General features: G+C 44.7%; 22 protein-coding genes. 6 read left to right on the forward strand and 16 right to left on the reverse strand.

Annotation, left to right across the window (positions count from 1 at the left end; translation table 11 throughout):
• Nucleotides 1-25 precede the first annotated feature (25 nt).
• The 3 genes from AC0L13_RS19580 to AC0L13_RS19590 all read right to left on the reverse strand — a co-directional run bounded on the left by AC0L13_RS19580 (nt 26) and on the right by AC0L13_RS19590 (nt 4034).
• Nucleotides 26-2575, reverse strand: a complete 2550-nt coding sequence (locus tag AC0L13_RS19580; protein ID WP_473642405.1) for an ABC transporter permease subunit — start codon at nt 2573-2575, stop codon at nt 26-28.
• Complete coding sequence (locus tag AC0L13_RS19585) at nt 2556-3455, reverse strand: ABC transporter ATP-binding protein (protein WP_473642406.1); 900 nt, start codon at nt 3453-3455, stop codon at nt 2556-2558. Before AC0L13_RS19585 ends, AC0L13_RS19580 begins: the two co-directional genes overlap by 20 nt.
• 144 nt (nt 3456-3599) lie before the next feature.
• Nucleotides 3600-4034, reverse strand: coding sequence for a YugN family protein (locus tag AC0L13_RS19590; protein WP_473642407.1), 435 nt, complete (start codon nt 4032-4034; stop codon nt 3600-3602).
• Nucleotides 4035-4171: 137 nt separating this feature from the next.
• On the opposite strand from AC0L13_RS19590, the gene AC0L13_RS19595 reads away from it, so the two are divergent.
• From AC0L13_RS19595 to AC0L13_RS19610, 4 genes are all read left to right on the forward strand, one after another.
• A complete protein-coding gene (locus tag AC0L13_RS19595; RefSeq protein ID WP_473642408.1) occupies nt 4172-4678 on the forward strand; it encodes a DUF2243 domain-containing protein in 507 nt (168 codons plus the stop codon).
• Entirely contained in the window at nt 4671-5450 is a 780-nt protein-coding gene (locus AC0L13_RS19600) for a cytochrome c oxidase assembly protein (protein ID WP_473642409.1), read from the forward strand. Before AC0L13_RS19595 ends, AC0L13_RS19600 begins: the two co-directional genes overlap by 8 nt.
• A 25-nt stretch (nt 5451-5475) precedes the next feature.
• A complete protein-coding gene (locus AC0L13_RS19605; RefSeq protein ID WP_473642410.1) occupies nt 5476-5604 on the forward strand; it encodes a hypothetical protein in 129 nt (42 codons plus the stop codon).
• 122 nt (nt 5605-5726) lie between these two features.
• Nucleotides 5727-6791, forward strand: a complete 1065-nt coding sequence (locus tag AC0L13_RS19610; RefSeq protein WP_473642411.1) for a M24 family metallopeptidase — start codon at nt 5727-5729, stop codon at nt 6789-6791.
• A gap of 208 nt (nt 6792-6999) precedes the next feature.
• Here AC0L13_RS19610 and AC0L13_RS19615 read toward each other — a convergent pair whose 3' ends face one another.
• The 10 genes from AC0L13_RS19615 to AC0L13_RS19660 all read right to left on the reverse strand — a co-directional run bounded on the left by AC0L13_RS19615 (nt 7000) and on the right by AC0L13_RS19660 (nt 14077).
• Complete coding sequence (locus AC0L13_RS19615) at nt 7000-7929, reverse strand: AEC family transporter (RefSeq protein WP_473647156.1); 930 nt, start codon at nt 7927-7929, stop codon at nt 7000-7002.
• Between the two features lie 364 nt (nt 7930-8293).
• Nucleotides 8294-9424, reverse strand: a complete 1131-nt coding sequence (gene yfkAB, locus AC0L13_RS19620; protein WP_473642412.1) for a radical SAM/CxCxxxxC motif protein YfkAB — start codon at nt 9422-9424, stop codon at nt 8294-8296.
• A gap of 142 nt (nt 9425-9566) precedes the next feature.
• On the reverse strand, nt 9567-9974 hold the full coding sequence (locus AC0L13_RS19625; RefSeq protein ID WP_473642413.1) for a VOC family protein: 408 nt from the start codon (nt 9972-9974) through the stop codon (nt 9567-9569).
• Complete coding sequence (locus AC0L13_RS19630) at nt 9971-10468, reverse strand: GyrI-like domain-containing protein (RefSeq protein ID WP_473642414.1); 498 nt, start codon at nt 10466-10468, stop codon at nt 9971-9973. Before AC0L13_RS19630 ends, AC0L13_RS19625 begins: the two co-directional genes overlap by 4 nt.
• A 17-nt stretch (nt 10469-10485) precedes the next feature.
• Nucleotides 10486-10836, reverse strand: a complete 351-nt coding sequence (locus AC0L13_RS19635; protein ID WP_473642415.1) for a VOC family protein — start codon at nt 10834-10836, stop codon at nt 10486-10488.
• Nucleotides 10833-11219 (reverse strand): VOC family protein, encoded by a 387-nt coding sequence (locus tag AC0L13_RS19640; protein WP_473642416.1) that lies wholly within the window; start codon nt 11217-11219, stop codon nt 10833-10835. Before AC0L13_RS19640 ends, AC0L13_RS19635 begins: the two co-directional genes overlap by 4 nt.
• Before the next feature lie 25 nt (nt 11220-11244).
• Nucleotides 11245-11703 (reverse strand): GyrI-like domain-containing protein, encoded by a 459-nt coding sequence (locus AC0L13_RS19645; RefSeq protein ID WP_473642417.1) that lies wholly within the window; start codon nt 11701-11703, stop codon nt 11245-11247.
• 121 nt (nt 11704-11824) lie between these two features.
• The gene (locus AC0L13_RS19650; RefSeq protein ID WP_473642418.1) at nt 11825-12550 is read right to left on the reverse strand and encodes an amino acid ABC transporter ATP-binding protein; all 726 of its coding nucleotides are present in this window, start codon (nt 12548-12550) and stop codon (nt 11825-11827) included.
• A gap of 12 nt (nt 12551-12562) precedes the next feature.
• Nucleotides 12563-13195 (reverse strand): amino acid ABC transporter permease, encoded by a 633-nt coding sequence (locus tag AC0L13_RS19655; RefSeq protein ID WP_473647158.1) that lies wholly within the window; start codon nt 13193-13195, stop codon nt 12563-12565.
• 69 nt (nt 13196-13264) lie between these two features.
• Nucleotides 13265-14077, reverse strand: a complete 813-nt coding sequence (locus tag AC0L13_RS19660; RefSeq protein ID WP_473642419.1) for a transporter substrate-binding domain-containing protein — start codon at nt 14075-14077, stop codon at nt 13265-13267.
• Between the two features lie 204 nt (nt 14078-14281).
• Between AC0L13_RS19660 and mgtE the strand changes: the two genes are divergently transcribed.
• Nucleotides 14282-15640 (forward strand): magnesium transporter, encoded by a 1359-nt coding sequence (mgtE, locus tag AC0L13_RS19665; protein WP_473642420.1) that lies wholly within the window; start codon nt 14282-14284, stop codon nt 15638-15640.
• A 183-nt stretch (nt 15641-15823) separates the two neighbouring features.
• On the opposite strand, the gene AC0L13_RS19670 is transcribed toward mgtE, so the two are convergent.
• Both AC0L13_RS19670 and AC0L13_RS19675 read right to left on the reverse strand, forming a co-directional pair.
• Nucleotides 15824-17338 (reverse strand): acetyl-CoA hydrolase/transferase family protein, encoded by a 1515-nt coding sequence (locus tag AC0L13_RS19670; protein ID WP_473642421.1) that lies wholly within the window; start codon nt 17336-17338, stop codon nt 15824-15826.
• Between the two features lie 133 nt (nt 17339-17471).
• On the reverse strand, nt 17472-18110 hold the full coding sequence (locus tag AC0L13_RS19675; protein ID WP_473642422.1) for a LytTR family DNA-binding domain-containing protein: 639 nt from the start codon (nt 18108-18110) through the stop codon (nt 17472-17474).
• Nucleotides 18111-18252: 142 nt separating this feature from the next.
• Between AC0L13_RS19675 and AC0L13_RS19680 the strand changes: the two genes are divergently transcribed.
• A complete protein-coding gene (locus tag AC0L13_RS19680; RefSeq protein WP_473642423.1) occupies nt 18253-18882 on the forward strand; it encodes a CBS domain-containing protein in 630 nt (209 codons plus the stop codon).
• Nucleotides 18883-19210: 328 nt separating this feature from the next.
• Here AC0L13_RS19680 and AC0L13_RS19685 read toward each other — a convergent pair whose 3' ends face one another.
• On the reverse strand, nt 19211-20434 hold the full coding sequence (locus AC0L13_RS19685) for an MFS transporter (protein ID WP_473647160.1): 1224 nt from the start codon (nt 20432-20434) through the stop codon (nt 19211-19213).
• Nucleotides 20435-20444 lie beyond the last annotated feature (10 nt).

A 20444-nucleotide genomic window follows, 5' to 3' on the forward strand; every position in this document is an offset into this window, starting at 1 on the left:
AACGCCACACCCCCTACTCCAGCATTCACGCCGTTGCCGTAACCGACTTCCTCCCCTTCACAAACCTCTTCTCAAAACTCAACCCCAAATAAGCCACACCCAAAAGGAAAACCGTCGCTCCTAGCAGCATCGCGCAGCCCATATACACACTAATGGCCGGATCGTTCAGCAGCGTCAAAATCTCTCCGTTGACGACTTTCGGTATGTTTACATAAAGGAATGGCGAGTACTGGGCAAAATCGTCCAACTTCCAGCTCAACAAATATCCCGCCCCACTAACCAATCCAGTCAACGCGTAGACAGCTAACGGTTGGGGGATGAAGAGTCCTAGGACATTCGTCAATGCAAGTAAGAACAATGCGACACAGACATATAACAATAGGGACTTTAACAAATATTCCCCAAGTGGCATGAAATGATAGCCGCCTTCAAACGCCCTCAATCCCGTGTAATCGAATGACTGCACTTCTCGCCTGCTATGATAATGCAGGATCGGATACATCCAGTCCCCGAACCGGTTGAACACTGTCCCGACGAGCACGGCGAACAGGAAAACGCCAACCGCGCTTCCTATGGCTACGACGGAACTGTACAGCACTTTCCCAAGGAAAAGAGACCGTTTCGTGATTGGCAACGTCTTCAGCAGGTGCAATGTCGGCCTCTTTCCGCGCTCGCTGGAAAATCCTGCACCTACAAGGAAGAGGAATAGTAGCAGCGGAATGAAGTACATGTAGTCACGGAAGTACATATACAATGAAAACAACCCACTGTGATCCACTTTCCGGTTCAGCTCGTCACTCCATTCCTTCTCCTTTCGCTGTTCCGGTTTCCAGTTGTCATGGATGTTTGGAATATACGTACCTGAATAGACAGGACGGATTGCATGTTCCTTCATCCATTCCTTTTGAGCAATGCTCGTTTCATAGCCAAAAAGACTTTGCGGCAGCTGCATATGTTTCTTTGCCTCGGCCTGCATTTCATATATCCTATGGTCATTAAACAGCTGATACTCATAAAACGGGGACCACTCCCCTTTTTCATAGGCATCCAATGCTTTGTCGGCAAGCGCAGCCTCTTCGCGGGCATCCTCTATATAACCTTGATAAGTTGCGACATTGTGGCCATATATGAATTCTCCGTCTTCACCATTTGCGTTCGCCTCTTCAACCATTTCCTTAATCCTCTGGATGGATGACTCATAGTAAGGAATGATTTCCGTCTCGGTCCTCTCGACCAAAGTGGCTAGTCCATTCAATGCTACACTTTCCTTCTCCTTCGCCTGTTCTGCGAAAAAGAAGTAGCCGACGTCAACAGCCACAGACAGAACAATCAATGATTGCCCGATGAGACCTCTGCGCCTCGACTTCCGCCACTCGAACAAACTGCTATTCCAAACAGATAGTGAATATTTCGTCCATCCTTTCCGATATGGCTTTTGTTTCTCTGCCGCTTTGAAGACACCTCGTTCACTTTCCCGTAATAAAATTGAGACGGAAAGCAAGACAGCGCTCCATACTATTGCCGATAAGGCATACTGCCCTATCGAATGAACCGGCATTTCCGTCAGAAAGCGGTCTGCACGAAAAAACTGGAAAGGGTTCCAAGGCGTCTGAAAAACAGGGCTTATTTCTGTCAATACAACGCCAACCAGCGTCACAAACCCTGTGAGCATAATCGTTGAAAACGAACTTCTCAGCTGCGTGCCAATCAGAAGCAGCAGCCCGAAAAGGAATGCCCCGGCCGCAATAAATAACACTGCAACATTCACAAGATGCTGCGAAATGGGGATGATGGAGTACGCATCACCCGTTTGCAGAAACTGCGGATAATGCAGATCATTGAATGGCTCCCCGAAAACGTTCGGGATTGCCCAGCCAAAAAGACTGGTGACAGCCAAAAAGAAAAACAAGACAAAGAGCAGACCGATATATTTAGCGGTCAGCAGCTTCCCTCTGCGCAAAGGCTGCGTCTTTAACGTCAACAATGTCTGCTGCTCTTTCTCAGATGTGTAAACGTTTCCGAAAAGGAGGAGAAGCACCAGAAGTCCACCAGGTCCCAAGAGAATTGGGGCGATATTGCCCATTTGCAAAGCTGGGGTCACAGGATACGTTTCATTGGCATACGGCAACCCGCGTTCTAGTAAATAGGCATTCTTGTCAATAGCCTTTTCCCGCTGAACACCTACCAAGGCGTTAAAGACCCCACCCGCTTCTTCATACTTTGCCAGATTCGCTAAAAAGTCATTCTCATGTTGAGGAATCTCACCCCATCGCTTTCCATAGATAGCGCTTTTCCAATTAAAGAGCGCCTGCGCCATATTGTTCAAGCTGTCGAACTGCTTCGCCTGCTCTTCGGTAAGCCTGTTCTCCCGGTCCAACGGCAAAAGCTCTGCGTATAACTCATCCGCCTTTCGGACAATAGAAGAAATATTTTCCTCCGCCTCTTTCGCCATTAAATCCTGCTCGATATCATTTTGATAAAAAACCCATCCGACACATAAAAGAACCAATACCAGCAGCCAAACATGCTTCTTCTGCCTTAGAATCTTCTTCAGCTCAAACTTTAACAAGCTCATTGGACTTCGTCTCTTCCGTGAAGATTTTGCGGTAACGCTCCTCGGAACCGAACACTTTCTTCTCAATATCGTCAATAACAATCTGCTCTTGATCCAACAAATAGAACACGCGGTCAAGCGCGACGTCCTTCCGGTACAGATACAGTCGCCCGTCCACCACCTCGACAGGTATCCCTACTGCCGCCAATGTCTTTTCTGCTTTTACAATATCGTTAACAGCAATCTGATAGCGTACTTGCTCAAATTCCGCCATATTTTCCTGAATCAAATCCCCCTTCTTCAGGAATAAAATCGATGACGTCACCCGGTCGATTTCCGCCAGATTATGAGAGGACAGTAAAATAGCCGTCCCTTCTTCACGCAACGCGAGCAGCAAATTACGTACCCGAATAGCGCTTGTTGGGTCAAGACCGTTCAACGGCTCATCCAAAATCATTAGCTTCGGCTTGTTCACGACAGCCATTGCGAGCAGCAGATGCTGTTTCATTCCAAGCGAATAGTTTTTCACCTTTTTATTCAAATAACTTGTAATGCCGATACGTTCCGCCGTGTCCAACAATTGTTTCTTTGACAATCCTTGGACGTCACAAATGAATTGCAAATGATCGTATCCCGTCAAATATTCGTATAGCACCGTATTGTCCTGCATGAACGAAATCTCTCGGAAAATATTCGGATCCCGATTGCTTTTCCCAAGAACCGTCACTTCCCCTTTATCCGCAGGCAACAGATTCGTAATGATGTTCATTAACGTAGACTTCCCCGATCCATTCGGACCCACAAGCGCAATGATCTGCGGTTCCTCGATTTCAAACGTAATCCCCTTTAACACCTGTTCCTTGCCATATGATTTGTTTATGTTTTTCACGGATAAAATCACTATCTCCACTCCCTTCCAAAATTTAACTTACTATTGACTCTATTCTACTATACTTATGATCAAATTTGTTTTAATATTTAATTTATTTTCCGAAACAAAAAATCCACCTTAGCCACTGCTGCCAAGGTGGACTACTTATTCAATTCAACTCGTTTTCAATAAATCTTGCGCATACATACAATCCATCAAATCTTTCACAGCGACTTCTCCTGCATGGATCCATCTGTTTTTATCAATAATTTTTCCGTCCTTATCAATCGGTTGCTGGAACTGACTAAAACCCGTTGCATCTAATAGTGAACTTTCATCGCGATCCAGTCCAACATGCACGACATGCTTGATAATATACGGAGTGCCGAATTTGATGGAGGCTTCATAATGATCAAGCACACCTTCGGTTACGATAAATGGAATTCGGATATAGATTGTTTCGCCGCCTTCCTGGCACAAAATATGATCGAAGCAACCTTTATCATAATCCCAGTTTCCACCCATATGGTACCCGAGTTCCCGGATGCAATCACTCACAACACCAAAGGAAGCAGTTTGGCCCTCCAACCCCGTCTCTAATTTCAACATGTTTTCTCCTCCTCAAAATGATTCTTTAGACAGCATTCACAAAAGGAGAGGGAGACATACTATCGAAAGTAGCAGATTACCATTCCTTCGTTACGGCTATACTTTCAAAAGCATCTACAATTTGGAGGGGAACCTTTTTGACAACGCTACATAACACACAGGCACATTCAAATAATAGGGCGATATTTGCGCGTCGAAACCTTTGGTCAGGCATTTTATTCGGTTTAGGGTTTGTTGCGTTTCTTGATGAGACATTGTTCCACCAGCTGCTTCATTGGCATAAATTTTATGATAAATCGACTGTCGCTGTCGGTCTTGTTTCGGATGGACTGTTTCATGCATTCAGCTGGTTTGCGACTGTCGGCGGTTTATTCCTCGTAGCCGATCTGCGGAGGCGAAATGCATTGTGGCATAAAATGTGGTGGGGAGGAAAATTGCTTGGCGGCGGGGCTTTCCAGCTTTATGACGGCACCATCCAACATAAGATCATGCGCATCCATCAAATCCGATACAATGTTGATATTTTACCGTATGATCTCGTCTGGAATATTTCTGCAGCCATTATGATTGCGGTCGGTATTGGTTTAATTGCAAGTGCGCGACGCGACAAGCGTGAAGGGAAAGGAGCGTTTTCCAATGCATGATGCTCATTTTCTGTTGACCGATCTGCTTTTTAGTATTCCGGCATTGCTTGCGATCGGATTTTACATCGGGGCTGTGATCATGACAAACAGACGGGGGCGCCTTCGTAAATGGCCATGGCTCCGTACAGTTTCTTTTGTTGCAGGTGCGCTTTTTGCCTCAGCAGCATTGATCGGCCCACTCGCACGACAATCCCATGCCGATTTCACGGCTCACATGGCGGGGCATTTACTGCTCGGAATGCTCGCCCCACTTCTCATTGCACTCGCTGCCCCTATGACATTAGTATTGCGTACGTTAAATGTTCACTTGGCAAGAAAGCTCAGCCGACTACTGCAAAGTTCGTTCGTGGGATTCTTCACCCATCCGATCGTTGCTTCTTTCTTGAACATCGGCGGGTTATGGCTTCTCTATACGACCGGTTTATATTCAGCGATGCATGCAAACATTTGGCTACATATCGTCATTCACATCCACGTCTTCCTAGCTGGCTATTTATTCACAATCTCTTTGATTTATATTGATCCTGTCTTCCACCGTTTCAGTTTTACGTACAGAACTGTCGTTTTCATTTTGGCACTTGCAGGTCATGGCATCCTGTCAAAATTCATCTACGCCTATCCACCGACGGGAGTCCCGATAGAACAGGCAAGGATTGGCGCCATGCTGATGTATTATGGCGGGGACGCGGTCGATCTATTGTTGATTTTTATATTGTTCAAGCATTGGTATCAATCGGTTCGTCTGCGCAAATATGCTTCCATCGAAGTATGAGTGCAGTTGCAAGGCGGGATGCTTTTTGAATTTTATTGATCATTTCCCGGCGGATATCGTTCATTTCCTAGAAGTTATCGATCATTTGCGAGCACTTATCGTTTATTTCCCAAAAGTTATCGATCATTTCCCAGGAGTTATTGTCATTTTGTGACCTTTTGCCCAGCCAAATGTGCTGCAAATCTTCATCGTAAAAAGCCATTACCCCCTCTATTATTTCCATACTTCCTATGTCATAGTAATAATGGGAATATTTCTATAAGTGGGGGTTTTATATTGGAGAAGTTAGTGAAGTTACGCACCAGATTTGATGAATTAGGAATTGACGGAATGCTTATTACAGATCCGTATAATCGGAGATATTTGACTGGCTTCACCGGAACAGCGGGGACGGTGCTTGTTTCAAAGTCAGAGGCGTATTTATTGGTTGATTTCCGTTATACAAGCCAGGCGAATGCACAAGTTACGGATTTCGCTGTGAAGGAAATCGATCGGGCCATCATTTATGAGGAAATTTCAACGCTTGCGGAAAGCTTGGGAATCAAGAAGCTCGGATTTGAACAACAGCACCAATCCTATTTTTATTACTCCCAGCTTTCGAAGGAAATAAAGGCGGAGCTTGTTCCTGTCTCAAACGTCGTTGAAAAACTGCGGATGATCAAAAACGAAGGTGAAATGGCCATTTTGAAAAAGGCTGCTGAAATTGCTGATGCTGCGTTTGAGCATATTTTGACGTTCATTCAGCCAGGGCGCACGGAGATTGAAGTTGCGAATGAACTGGAATTCCATATGAGGAAATTGGGCGCTACTTCTTCCTCTTTCGATATGATCGTCGCATCCGGCGTGCGTTCTGCATTGCCACATGGAGTGGCGAGTGAGAAGGTAATTGAGCAAGGCGATATGGTGACGCTTGATTTTGGTGCTTATTATCAAGGCTATTGCTCCGATATGACAAGAACGGTAGCAGTCGGCGAGCCTGATCCAAAGCTAAAGGAAATCTATTCAATCGTTCATGCTGCTCTTGAAAACGCGCTGTCCGGCATCAAAGTTGGCATTACCGGAAAAGAAGCGGATGCACTAACCCGTGATTTGATCAGCGAAAAAGGGTACGGCGAATATTATGGACATGGCATGGGGCATGGGATTGGCTTGTATATCCATGAAGATATTTTCATGAATCCGACATGCGAGCTGCTCGTTGAAGAAGGAATGGTGTTGACGGTCGAGCCGGGCATTTATATTCCAGATCTTGGCGGAGTGCGGATTGAGGATGATATTATCATGAAAAAAGATGGGATTGAAATCATTACGAAATCGCCTAAAGAGTTGATTATTCTTTGAGACAATAATGGACTTCCGCCTAACCGGAAGTCCATTTTAATTCGGTTCAGCGGAATATCGGTCATTTCCGGAGAGTTATCGGTCAAGTTCACAAATTTATCGGTCATCTATGGAAAGTTATCGGTCACTTCGGCAAATGTTTCGATCATTTTCACAGATTAATCGTCATTTCGTGACCTTCTACCTGCCAAAAAACCTCACTATCCAATCAAACAAACAAAACCGCAGATAAATAAACAACAAACGTCACCGTGATCGCGCTTAACACGGTTGAAAAAAGAACCGTTTGCGCTGCCAGATCCGGATGTACATCATATTCCAACGCAAGTGTCGAACTGTTTCTTGATGTCGGAAAGGAGCTCGCGATGAATAAAGATTGTGCAACGACGCCGTCGAGACCGAAAAGAAAAATAAGAAGCAACGCAACACTTGGACCGATGACAAGCCTACCGATACTACTGATAACAATCGTCCGATTCAGAATCGTTTTCAACTCAATTTGTGCAAGCTGCGCTCCTAATAAAATAAGCGCAATTGCTAAAAATGCATCCGCCAGATGACTGATCGGAACCCAGATGGCGTTCGGAATCGGAACTTGGAGCCAATTCAACAAACTGCCGAGGAGCATCGCGTGGATGACGGGCATTTTCAACAACGATCTCAGAATTTCCAACCCGGATTTCGTTGTGGATATCAAATTATACAATCCATATGTATACGTCAATATATTTTGAAAGACCATCACGATAATTTGGATGGAGATGCCGAGGGGGTTCGCTTGGAATAAAAGCTGGCTGACCGGTATCCCGTAATTCCCAGAGTTGATTAACGAAATGCTGTTTTTAAATATTGCCGATTCTTCTCTGTCTAACTTCAATATTTTGCTTAAAACAGTTGTGACAACGATTATGACTAAACTGAAGGCAACCAAATAACCGATGATTTCCAACAAGACTTGTACATCAATCTCTGTCTGATACAGATTGATGAAAACGGCTGCCGGCATAAGACAATACGTAATCAGATTCGAAATCCCTTTTAAATTGAATGCAAACTTCCTCTGTAAACCTGCCCCTATTATTAATAGGATTAAGATAGGTATAATAATATTAATGAAAATAGTTCCTATGAACATGATGGTCCCCCCTATTGTGAGGTTATTCTTGCAGAAATCTCTTCCATTTGAGTATACAGGAATACAAACCCTCTTTGTAATTAGGAAAAAGTTATAACACTAGATAAGAAAAGGACTCCCTGTATTCGGAAGTCCTTTCTTTATATTTTCCCGAATGATATCGATCATTTCCCCGCGATTATCGTTCATTACCTGGAAGTTATCGATCATTTGCAGACACTTATCGTTTATTTCCCAAAACTTATCGATCATTTCCCGAGAGTTATTGTCTTTTCGTGACCTTTTACCTATAAATAACAAGCAGTTTATTTGTCAAAAGTATTTGACGCGATGCAGTTTACACCGTTTCTGCAATCCCCTGCGAAAATCATTCCACTACAATATTCGCCCGTTTCACAGTGAAATCGTCCTCTGGATAATACGCGTCTTTCACCAATAGATTTGGCCCAAGGCATTTTACGGCAGGACAGTGGCAGCCAATCGATTTTGCAAGCGGACGTTCTAGCCATCTGTCGAGCATTTCTGGTAATGAATCATGTTGAATATTACCCATCGGAGGCGTATCGCCGAAATCGGTTACGATGACGTCGCCCGTGAAAATGTTGACATTCAAACGGGAACGGCCATCTGGGTCATTTCGAACAGAGACATTTTTACTGCTGTAAATACGTTGCAACAGCTTCAAATCTTCTTCATTCTGACTGCATGGATAAAACGGCAATGTGCCAAATAGCATCCACACGTCTTCATTCCGCATATCCAATAATTGATGGATCGCTTCTCGCGTTTCATCCAACGACAACACTTCAAGCTGAGAAGCGAAGTCGCTTGGGTACATCGGGTGCACTTCATGCCTCGCACACTTCATTTCTTCGACGATTTGGCGATGGATATGGCCGAGATGAGGAAGTGTCCGTTTATTCAACATCGTTTCCGCCGATACCATTACTCCAGCTTCCGCTAATGCGCGGCTATTGTCGATCATCCGTTGGAACTGCTCAGCACGGCGTTCCCTTGGCGGCTTCCTTTCCATATTCGCGAAGCCACCATCAATGAAATCATCGACAGTGCCCCAGTTATGGGATATATGCAAAACATCCAAGTAAGGCGCAATTCCCATATAACGGTCGAGCGGCATCGTCAAATTCGAATTCATCTGCGTTCGAATGCCGCGTTCATGTGCATATTTTAATAAAGGTAAGACATATTGTTCAATTGACTTTTTGGAGAACATCGGCTCGCCGCCCGTTATGCTGATTGTACGTAAATGCGGTATTTCATCAAGTCGGGAAAGAAGCAAGTCGATCGGTAATGCATCCGGGTCTTTATGCTGCAGCATATAGCCGACCGCGCAATGCTCACATCGCATATTGCACAAATATGTAGTCGTAAATTCAATGCTCGATAATGTTAATTTGCCATGCTCTTGCACGTCTAAGTAAGCTTCCCACGGATCATAGGCAGGTGACATTTTTTTCAGTGTTGCTACATTCTTCATTTCTATGACTCCCTATAATTTAATTACATTAAATAGTATGAGCTTCATCTTGCCCATTTGCAACCTCAGGTCCTTCTAACAAAAAACAAAAAGTACCGGGAGAGCACTCTCGCGATACTTTTTGTTATTACTGTAGAATTTGTTATTTGGATTCATGAACGACTGGCCAACCACTCCAAATATCGAGTTTATTGCCATCAAGATCATGTACATGGAAGTTCTTCCCGCATTCTTGATTGTCTTCAATCTGAGTTACTGTCGCACCATTCTCATATAGTTCGTCGTAAAGGCAATGAAAATCAGTTACCTCCAATGTGAGCGAACATTGTTCTATGCCGCCGGCTTCCGTAAAATTTGCGTTCACCCGATTCTTGCTTTGAATTAAAAAGATGAATTGGCCTGACTCTAACGCAAGCTGCGCTTGGGTAGCATCTGTTTCAACTGGACCGACCGCTGTTAATTTCAAATGCTTCTCATACCAATCCGCAGATGCTTTCGGATTGGCAACCGGCAAATAGATCGTTTCAATTCGTTTGATGAAACTTTTCATTCTACTTCCCCTATTTTCCGCAAAGGAACAAACAAGTCAATCTCGCTTTGTTCGCTTTCTCCTTGATAACGTACATCCCAAAATTCAATGTCTATTTCCCTCGATGGATCGCAATATTGCGTCCTCATCCATTCAGTGATTCCATCATACGTTTGGTGAATATTCGATTCTGGACCTTTGTGTAAAAAGTGAGCATAGCGACCTGCCGGAATTGTATACTCCATCATGCCTTCAGGAATATGCTGATTACTCGCCACAGTGACTCCAACTATGTTTTCATATGGGAGGTCAGGCGTAAACGCCTCATCTTTCGGATAGATTTGGATAAGATATACCCCATCGTCTGTCCGTGCTTCCAGCTCCGTCATCCGATTTTTAAGCGTGCTGTGCATGTCCCGCACAAACCCTTTTTCGAGGATATTTCGGAGACTGTCGGTCACTGTGAAACCGATGACACGGATATTCTCTATTTCCATTAACTGTTTTGGTTCCATTCATGAAATCTCCTTTCTTAACATTGACACACCATAATTTCATTGCCACTTAAATCTTTGAAGTTAAACCAATGTCCATGTTGGATATCTGTTGTTAATTCCACATTTGTCGCTTTCATTTCTTCGTATGCTTTTTCAATGTCTACTGTATTCAAATGGAAGACTGGTGCATGCAAAGGTCCCATTTTTTGAAATAGTTTACTGTCCAAAACTAGATTGGTCCCTTCCATTTCAATAACAAACAAATGTCCAAATTGAATATCTCCTTGCGGCTTAATGCTAAGCAGTTCGCAAAACCAATCCCTTGTTTCTTCAATATTTCGAACAGGCGGGAAGACGGTTTCACTATTATTTACATTCGTACTCATGTTTCACTCTCTATAGGATCACACTGGGCTGTTAAACGATTTCCGTCAGGATCATAAAAATGCAAAAACCGGTATCCTTCGGAATCGACTACAATCGGATCTACTTTTGCATTATTCTCGTTAAGAACTTCGTATAGAGCGTCAATATCTTTCGTCTGAAAGCCGATGACACTATGTTCCACTCCATTTTTTAAAAAGTTTGCGTTTGTTTCATCCACCGTTTCCGATAGAAATAGCATCTGTCCAGATGGTACATTTAATTGGGCAAGCTTCTCATCCACATTATGCCACACTCTATGAAACTGTAAGATTTCTGAATACCATTTCATCGAATATGGGATGTTTTTCACCGGAATTTCAACATACAAAATTCGGTCAACCATTCACATTCCTCCTATCTTAAAAGGATTATGCAACTGGATCATGTAATAGTACGTTAATTTCCTCACGGTTTTGTTCATGATTCGGACTGTATTCTTCTATCGACCATTGATCAGTTAACCTTCGGTGACCATTTTGAGCAATCTCCTCATGAAGACTTGCATACGCTTGGTGTATATCCTTTGGTGAACCAACGTGCTGAAGTGAAGCATATTTACTTGGTTCTATGGAAAGTCCTTCGAAACCATCTGCTACATTTTCAATCTCTTCAACTTGCAAGCAGACCCAATAGCCATCCTCGGAAGGTTGTGCCTCTACTTTAAACAACCCAAACACTCTTTGAGTATCCAGTGGCCGCGAAATTTCTCCAGTGCGTGCCTTTAATTGCCCCACCGTCTCTGGAATCTTCACTTGAAATTCCTCAAAAGAATCACATTGCAGACGAATTCCTACAAATTTCATTTCACCTTTTTCAACTAGTTGCATCCCAAAATTCCCCTTATCTATGAGTTATTTCTCTAATTATGCCATAACGCAGATATTTTTGAAAACTATTACTTGAACAGAAAAGCAGCCCCCTATCATTCATAGGAAGCTGCTTCTTCATTTACAAATCCACCATCTCCAAAAACTGTCGTGTCCGCTCGTTTGTGGAATGGTTGAAAAATGTATCCGGGTCGGCATCCTCAATGATGCACCCTTCGTCTAACATGATAATTCGATCGGCGACTTCTTTCGCAAATTTCATCTCATGTGTGACGACGACCATTGTCATGCCATCATTGGCGAGGTCTTGCATGACCCCTAGCACTTCGCCGACGAGTTCCGGATCGAGCGCGGATGTCGGTTCGTCGAACAATAGCGCTTTCGGTTCCATTGCGAGCGCCCGTGCAATGGCAACGCGCTGCTTCTGTCCGCCCGATAATTTATTCGGGTAGACGTCGGCCTTATCGGAAAGGCCGACTTTATCCAGCAGGGTAAGTGCCAATTGCTTCGCCTTCCCCTTCTCTTCCTTTTTAACGATCAACGGCGCTTCCATAATGTTTTCAAGCACCGTCTTATGCGGAAACAAGTTGAAGTGCTGGAACACCATGCCGACTTCCGCTCGTACTTTCGACAAGTCCTCTTTCTTTCGGTCGATTTTCCGACCATCTATCAAGATATCTCCCTCTTGCGCTTTTTCAAGGAAATTCAGACAGCGCAGCAATGTACTCTTCCCAGAACCGCTCACTCCGACGAGTACGACGACTTCGCCCGGATTGATGTCGATATCGATTCCTTTCAGCACTTCGAGATCGCCGAATGACTTGTGGAGATTTTTTGTTTTGATCATTTCGTTCCCTCCTTAAGATCCATCTACGTTCAGCCTGTTCTCATACAACTTCAATAACCAAGTGAAGATGAGGACGAGAACGAGGTAGTACAGTCCGACGACAAGGAATGTTTCGAACGGCATGAAGGATGCCGCCGCCTCCCGATTCGCAAGGCCAAACAATTCCGTAACGCCGATAACGTAAACGAGGGACGAATCCTTCAATGTAATGATGAATTGGTTCCCTAACGGAGGGATTGCGTGGCGCAACGCTTGCGGAAAAATGATCCGGCGCATCGCCTGCGTCCGATTCATCCCGAGCGCCAGGCTCGCCTCCCGCTGTCCGCGGTCAACCCCTTGGATTGCTCCGCGGAAGATTTCTGCAATATATGCCCCGTTATGGACGCCGAGTGCAATCGCCCCCGCCCAGAAATTCGACAGGACGACGATCGATGTAATCCCATAGTATAAAAACATAATCTGTACGATGAGCGGCGTTCCGCGGATCAACGTAATATATAAGTTTGCAATTGTTTGCAAAATTTTCGATCTTGATATTTTCATTAACGCAAAGACAATCCCGAACAAGGTCCCTAACACAATGGCAATAGCAGTTATTTTCAATGTGACAAGTGCCGCTTTCAGGAAGCCTTCGTACGTGCGCATGAACACTTCGGATAACGTTATCAATATTTCAGGCACTGGTCACTCCCTCTTTCTATTCACAAATCTGTTTTATTCAAGCATTTCAGCATTTTCCAAGTCTATTTCCAATAGGTTCCTATCGAACCATTTTTTCGAAATTTTGTCATACGTCCCGTCATCGATCATTTCTTGCAGGGCTTTGTCAATCGCGTCACGGAGCTCTTCATTATCCTTTTTCACCGCGATCGATGGTTGTTCTACCCATAACGGAGTGCCGACCTCTTTAATGGCAAAGCCGTTATCTTGCGCTTCATAACCGACGATATCAGCCGTAATGACGGCATCCAATCGATTCTCGACTGTCAAATCCTTCAGCGCAACAACGTCACTGCTGTAGTATTGGATATTGTCGGACAGTTCCTTTGCCGGCTCTTCATATGTCGATTGGGCGATGACGCCGATCTTCTTCCCTTTCAAATCTTCCGGGGATTTGATGTCGTTATTGTCTTCTGCGACCCAGATCATCCCGCCCGAGTAGTAGTACGGCTCTGTGAATGCGGCTTGCTCGGCACGCTTTTTCGTATAGGCCATCGAGCCGATGATGGCGTCGTATTTATTCGCAACAAGTCCTTGAAGAATCGTTTCAAACGGGTTCGTCACCGGATTCGGCTCTAGACCCATTCTCTCCGCGATCTCCGCTCCGATTTCCATATCGAACCCGGTCAATTCGCCATTCTCCTCAAAGTTGAACGGCTTGTAAAGACCGCTCGCCGCATATGTCAATTTGCCTTTTTCAACAAGGCGATACCCTTCATCATTCGCTTCGGTTTTGTCATTACCGCATGCTGCCAGCACTAACATGGCTGACATGAGCAAAAATAATAGCGTCTTCCATTTTCCCATCTTAAAAACTCCCTTTTTCCCGACTAGATGCCGTCTTTTTTTGCTTACTGACTCTCTTTCCCTATCATTTCCGTGCTAAACATATTTTTCGTAATCAATGACTCTACCAATGAAATCCTTGCTCTGTTTATGGAGCAAGGAATGAGGGGAATAGACAGGTTAGCAAGTATTTCATTTTCATATAAAAAAAGAGGTGAGAGAGTCATGACGTTACAAGGGGATCAGGAGGGAGTTTCACGTGCAATTGTCCACGTATTGAAGGAAGGGCAGAAAGAAACTTTTCAAAAAATCATCAGCGAATTAACTCCATATGAAATATCTGTACATTACCGCGATTTGCCAAAAAAACGCCGAAACCTTTTTTTGGAGTGGCTCTCTTTGGAGCAGCTCGTAGCGTTACTAAGATACTTGACGCGCAACGAACAACTGCGTGTATTGAATAAAATCGGAGCTGTCCGTTCCACGGAATTATTGGAAGTGTTGAAGAGGGATGATCTCGCCCATCTGCTGTCCGATTTGCCGGATAAAAAGATCAATCGCCTTATTGCTCAAATGCGAGAGGAAGAGAAAAAAGACATCCGCAAAAAGATGAAGTATCCGAAAAAATCTGCGGGACGAGCGATGATCAGCCAGTATGTTTGGGTGCATAAATCCTATACGGTTGAAAAAACGATTAACAAATTAAAGTATTTCCGAGACTTTGCGGATTACTTGAATTACGTATATGTCATCAATGATGAAAAAGAGTTGGTCGGCGTCGCTTCCTATCGTGACCTTCTTTTGAGCGAGCCCGGAGATGAAATTACCGATGTAATGACGACGGACATCGTAAAAGTCCATGAAGATACAAAAGAGAGTGACGTCGCCAGGATGCTAGGCAAGCATGACTTCCTTTCCGTGCCCGTCGTCAATGACGACAATATTCTAGTCGGCATCATTACTGCAGACGACGTGCTTGACATTGTCATGCGGGAAGCAAATGAGGATATTGAAATGTTGTTTGCGTCCGGCAAAGAGATCGACTTCCACACAAAGCCGTTTGTCGCTACGTATAAACGACTTCCATGGCTTATTTTGCTATTGTTCATCGGCCTCGTTTCAGGCAGCATCATCGCCAAATTCGAGGCAACGCTCGAAGCAGTCGTCGCATTGGCATTTTTCATGCCAATGATTGCAGGGATGACCGGAAATACGGGCACCCAATCGTTGGCTGTCGTCGTTCGGGGTCTTGTCACAGAAGAATTGACATGGAAAAAGACGCTCAGCCTCGTTTTCCGCGAGTTGCTCGTCGGCATCATGCTAGGCGTTGTCTGCGGTGCGGTAATTTCTGTCATCGCCTATATTTGGCAAGGCAGCTTCACACTTGGACTCGTCGTCGGTTCTTCTCTCGTCGCAACTCTTATTATCGGAACGTTGGCAGGAACCATCATTCCGTTAATTTTAAGTAAATTCAAAGTCGATCCTGCCGTTGCGTCAGGTCCACTTATTACAACCATCAATGATATTTTATCGCTATTGATCTACTTCGGAATCGCAACGATGTTCATTTCGAAATTGATGTAGAGATCGAATTGCTTTGAGCGCGGAAAATGGATTCTTGAGCGCGAAAGCCGGTTCCATGCCTCTCTCACTTTGAACACGGACACCACTTATATAAAAAAGCTGTCACAGAAAGTCAATTTCTCGACTTTCTGGACAGCTTTTTTCATTAGCGGTATATAGTTAAGTTCGATTGGTTGGTTGACGTTAGATGCGTTTCTCAGTGAGTGGGCACATCGTGCCGTGCTGCATGAGATTCATATGCCAAGAGAATGCCTTTTCGAGTACATGTGGCGTATGCCCGCCTCTTTCAAGCGCCTCGTAGTAGTATTCCCATAGTTGACTGCGGTACATCGGGTGCGCGCAATTCGCGATAATGAGGCCAACGCGTTCTGTTGGCGCAAGACCGCGCAGATCCGCATACCCATGCTCCGTGACGATGACATCGACATCATGCTCTGTATGATCCACATGCGAAACGAACGGTACAATGCTTGAAATATCGCCGTTTTTGGCAATCGATTTCGTAACGAAGATGGCGAGTCTTGAATTTCGGGCGAAATCGCCGGAGCCGCCGATGCCATTCATCATTTTTGTCCCCGTCACATGTGTCGAGTTAACGTTGCCATAAATGTCTAGTTCAAGAGCTGTATTGATGGAAATTAAACCGAGTCGGCGGATGATTTCCGGATGATTCGAGATTTCTTGCGGACGCATAATTAGCTTGTCCCGGTATTGATCTAAATTGCCGAAAACCTTATCCATCTTCTCCTGCGACAGTGTGATCGATGCACATGAAGCGGTGCGGATCTTGCCCGCATCAATTAAATCAAATACTGCGTCTTGCAGCACCTCAGAATACACTTCAAGATCTTCGAATTCCGAGTCCAGTAAACCATGCAACACCGCGTTCGCTTGGGAACCGATTCCCGATTGAAGAGGTGCGAGGCTGTTCGTTAATCGGCCCGCCTCCACCTCCGAACGTAGGAATGATAGCAAATGTTCAGCCATAACTTCCGTGTCGTGGTCAGGCTGTGTAATCGTTGACGCTGAGTCTTGTTGATGCGTAAACACGATTCCCTTCACTCGGTCCACATCAATCGGAATGCCGATTGTTCCGATGCGGTCATCCACTTTCGTCAATGGAATCGGATTCCGTTCTCCTTGTTTGCCTGGGTCATACAAATCATGAATGCCTTCCCATGCAGTCGACTGTGCTGTATTTATTTCAATGATGATCGACTTTGCATGCTTCGCAAACGATAACGAGTTGCCGACAGACGTTGAAGGAATGATCATTCCATCCTCTGTCACTGAAATCGCTTCCAAAATTGCGAAGTCAATCGGTTCAGTCACATTTGAGCGAATCCACTCTGCTGTATGGGACAGATGATGGTCCACAAAAAGCAATTCCCCATTGTTAATGCCATTTCGCATCGCTTTTTCTGCTTGGAAAGGAAGTCTCTTTTTCACAATACCCGCTTCCGCGAATAGTTTATCGATATCCGAGCCGAGGGATGCTCCTGTGAACACATTCACTTTGAACTTTTCCGTTTCTGCCCGTTTCACTAAAGCCATTGGAACCGCTTTCGCGTCGCCCGCTCGTGTGAATCCGCTCAACCCCAATGTCATTCCGTCCTTAATCCAAGAAGCAGCCTCTTCAGGCGTCACAACTAAATCTCTCAATTTTTCAATCCTGATACGATCCATATGGTTCCCCATTCACAAGCGCCCCTTTTCATAACTTTTTGATAAGTGTATCGTATATTGTGGACTGGTAGGAGGTTTCCTGAGTGAAAGACGGGATTCACGAACAAACGATCATATGCTTTGTCTAAGGCAGCATTTTATCGTCTTAGAAGCCTAAAAGCTTTCGAAAATAGCTGGAATACGACTGACTGACCGGTATTTGCGAGCCGTCATTCATTGAAAGCATGAACGTCGAGTGAGTATCCGGATAAATCGCTTTAATTTGCGTTACATTGACGATGAATGAGCGATGGCAACGGACAAACAATTCATGAGGCAGCACGAATTCAAAGTTTTGCAATGAATTTCGATGGGTACCTGTTATATGATTGGCTACTACGATTGTTTTTCTGTCCCGCACTTCAATGTACTTTACTTCAGAAAACGGGACAGGCACCCATCCGTCTTGTGTTTTTAACGTAACGACCGACTTTCCTTCCGTGTATGCCGGATAGATGGCAACGACGCAGCCGTCCAAAACACCATTATCATGGAAAGGAACCGCCATGCCATGATACGGCACACCAAATACATCACGGTTGATGAATTCGGAAACTTTCTGCCCTTCTGTGAGAGCTTTATAGGCGATTGTGCCTTCTGGAACAGGGTCGCCTGGCCTGATTTTTAAATCGATCCTTTTGCTAGGCCGATAATAAATATATTCTTTCGTATTCGATACGACAATGGATATTTCATCTGCAAACAACTCGCCGACAACGTCGAGGAGTGAGTCCAAGTTCAACAAGTAGTTCCAAGCCCCTTTCATACATCAGTAACTACTATTATAAGTTTTCATGTACAACATTCCAATTTTCAATTATAATGGGAAGCAATCTAAACAAAAATTTAGACTTTCCAGAAACTACAGTTAATGAGGGGGAGTAATTATGCACATTCGAGATTTGATTGTAGAAAGACTAGGTGTCGCTACGGTAAAGGTCGATCAAAGCGTATCTGAAACACTAGCGAAAATTAACGAGACAGGGTACCGCTGCATTCCTGTCGTGGATAACGACGACACCTATAAAGGGATGATCTACAAAGTAGACCTGCTTTCCTATCTTTATGAGGAAAAAGGGGATGGTGAAAAGCCAATCGACTTCTTATTGGAACACCAAGACATTTTCTTATATGAGGATGCTTCTTTTTTAAGTGCTTTATTGAAAATCAAAGCCTTGCCTTTCGTCAGCGTCGTTAGGGATGGCAAACTTCTTGGCATTTTGACGCATAATAAAATCGAAAGTGTCTTGGAAGACGCTTTCGGCTTAAAAACAGGCGGCATCAATATTACGCTTGCATCGACCGAGGCACGCGGGATGATTAGAAAGCTGACGACGACGTTGAAGGACGAGAATATCGAAGGTATGCTCACTCTCGACAACGGCTCAGCGCTCGCACGAAGAGTCGTCATCACGCTCGAGGACGGAAAATCCGACGAAGAAATGGTCAAAATGCGTGAAAGACTCGAAAAGCACGGATTCAGGATCTTGCAAATGCAGAGGATAGAACCGAAATAACCAAAGCAGAAGGCGCTTGCCCAGCCACGACAGGCATAAGGCAAAGATGCGAAGTGACGCTTTTTGTCACATAGCAGCATTGACTTATGACCCGAGTGGCTAGCGCCTGGAGCTAGACGATAAGATAATTACAAAACACAGGCGAAGGTAATTTCCCGCTTCACCTGTGTTTTTTTGGTATTGTTGAAAATTGCCAGAAAAGGCGACATTCCTGCGGGAAAGCGAGACAACCGAAACCTGCAGGTGCGAAGCGACGAAACGGCTTGGCGCTCGCCCGCGGAAAGGGAGCCGTTCTGGCAATTTTCATTTTAAAGGGTAATCTCTTCTTTTACGCTATTTCACTTTCCGGCCTTGGCACCATCCGCAACAAAATGCCTCCAATAATGAACAGGATAACAAGGCTGAAAACGCCGTACGCCGAGCTTCCTGTCAGCGTAGCCGTCACTGCAAGCAATAGAGGTCCCATGACGGACGCAAATTTACCGAAAATATTATAGAAGCCGAAAAACTCGTTGGACTTCTCTTTCGGTACCAATTGGGCAAAATAGGAGCGGCTCAACGCCTGAATTCCTCCTTGCGAAGTGGCAACAAGCATCGCCAAAATCCAAAAATCCAACGTTGTCGATAGGAAAAATGCATAAATGCAGACGGCGATATAGACGAATATCCCGACATACAACATCGTCTTCACCGAAAATCGTTGCGCAAGCCTGCCGTACAAAATCGCAAACGGCGCGGCAACGACTTGAGTGACAAATAGAACGATGAGAAGGTCGGTCGGCTCGATACCCAAATCTGTTCCATACGCCGTCGACATCGAAATGATCGTACCGACCCCATCGATATAGAAGAAATATGCTAATAAAAAGATGAAAACGGTTCGGTATTTCTTAATCTCCTTGAACGTTTCGCCAAGCCTGCGGAAGCTGCTTGCCAAAATCCTCGGCTCCCGTTCAATCGCGTGTACTTGAACGACGTTTTTCAGCATCGGTATCGTAAAGGTGAACCACCAAATTCCTGTAATGACAAATGCCAGCTTACTTGCAACGGTTGCTGAAAGAGGGATCACTTCTTTTGAAGCCAACAGGATGATGGCAATGCTAATAATGAATGGAATTGTACTTCCGATATACCCTAATCCGAAACCGCGTGACGAGACTTCATCCATCTTCTCTTCAGGCGTTACATCAACCAGAAATGCATCATAGAAAATATTTGCTCCGTGGAAGCCGATAGCTGTAATGGTATATATGATCAATAACGGCAGCCATGTTCCATCAGGCACAAACGCTAATGAAATCGTCGCAAGTGAACCGATCAGGAAGAAGGCAAGGAAAAATTTCTTTTTGAGCCCCCGATAGTCCGCAATCGTCCCCAATATCGGCCCGATCATTGCTAAAATAAACGTGGCAATCGCAACCGTATACCCCAAATACGCTGTCGACTGCGTTAAACTGACACCCGCGTCGGTCGCCACCGACTTGTAAAAGATCGGAAATACTGCAGTTGTAATAATGATTGAATATGCCGAATTCGCCCAGTCATAAAACATCCAACTTTTC

Source organism: Sporosarcina sp. QA0331 (genome assembly GCF_055808055.1).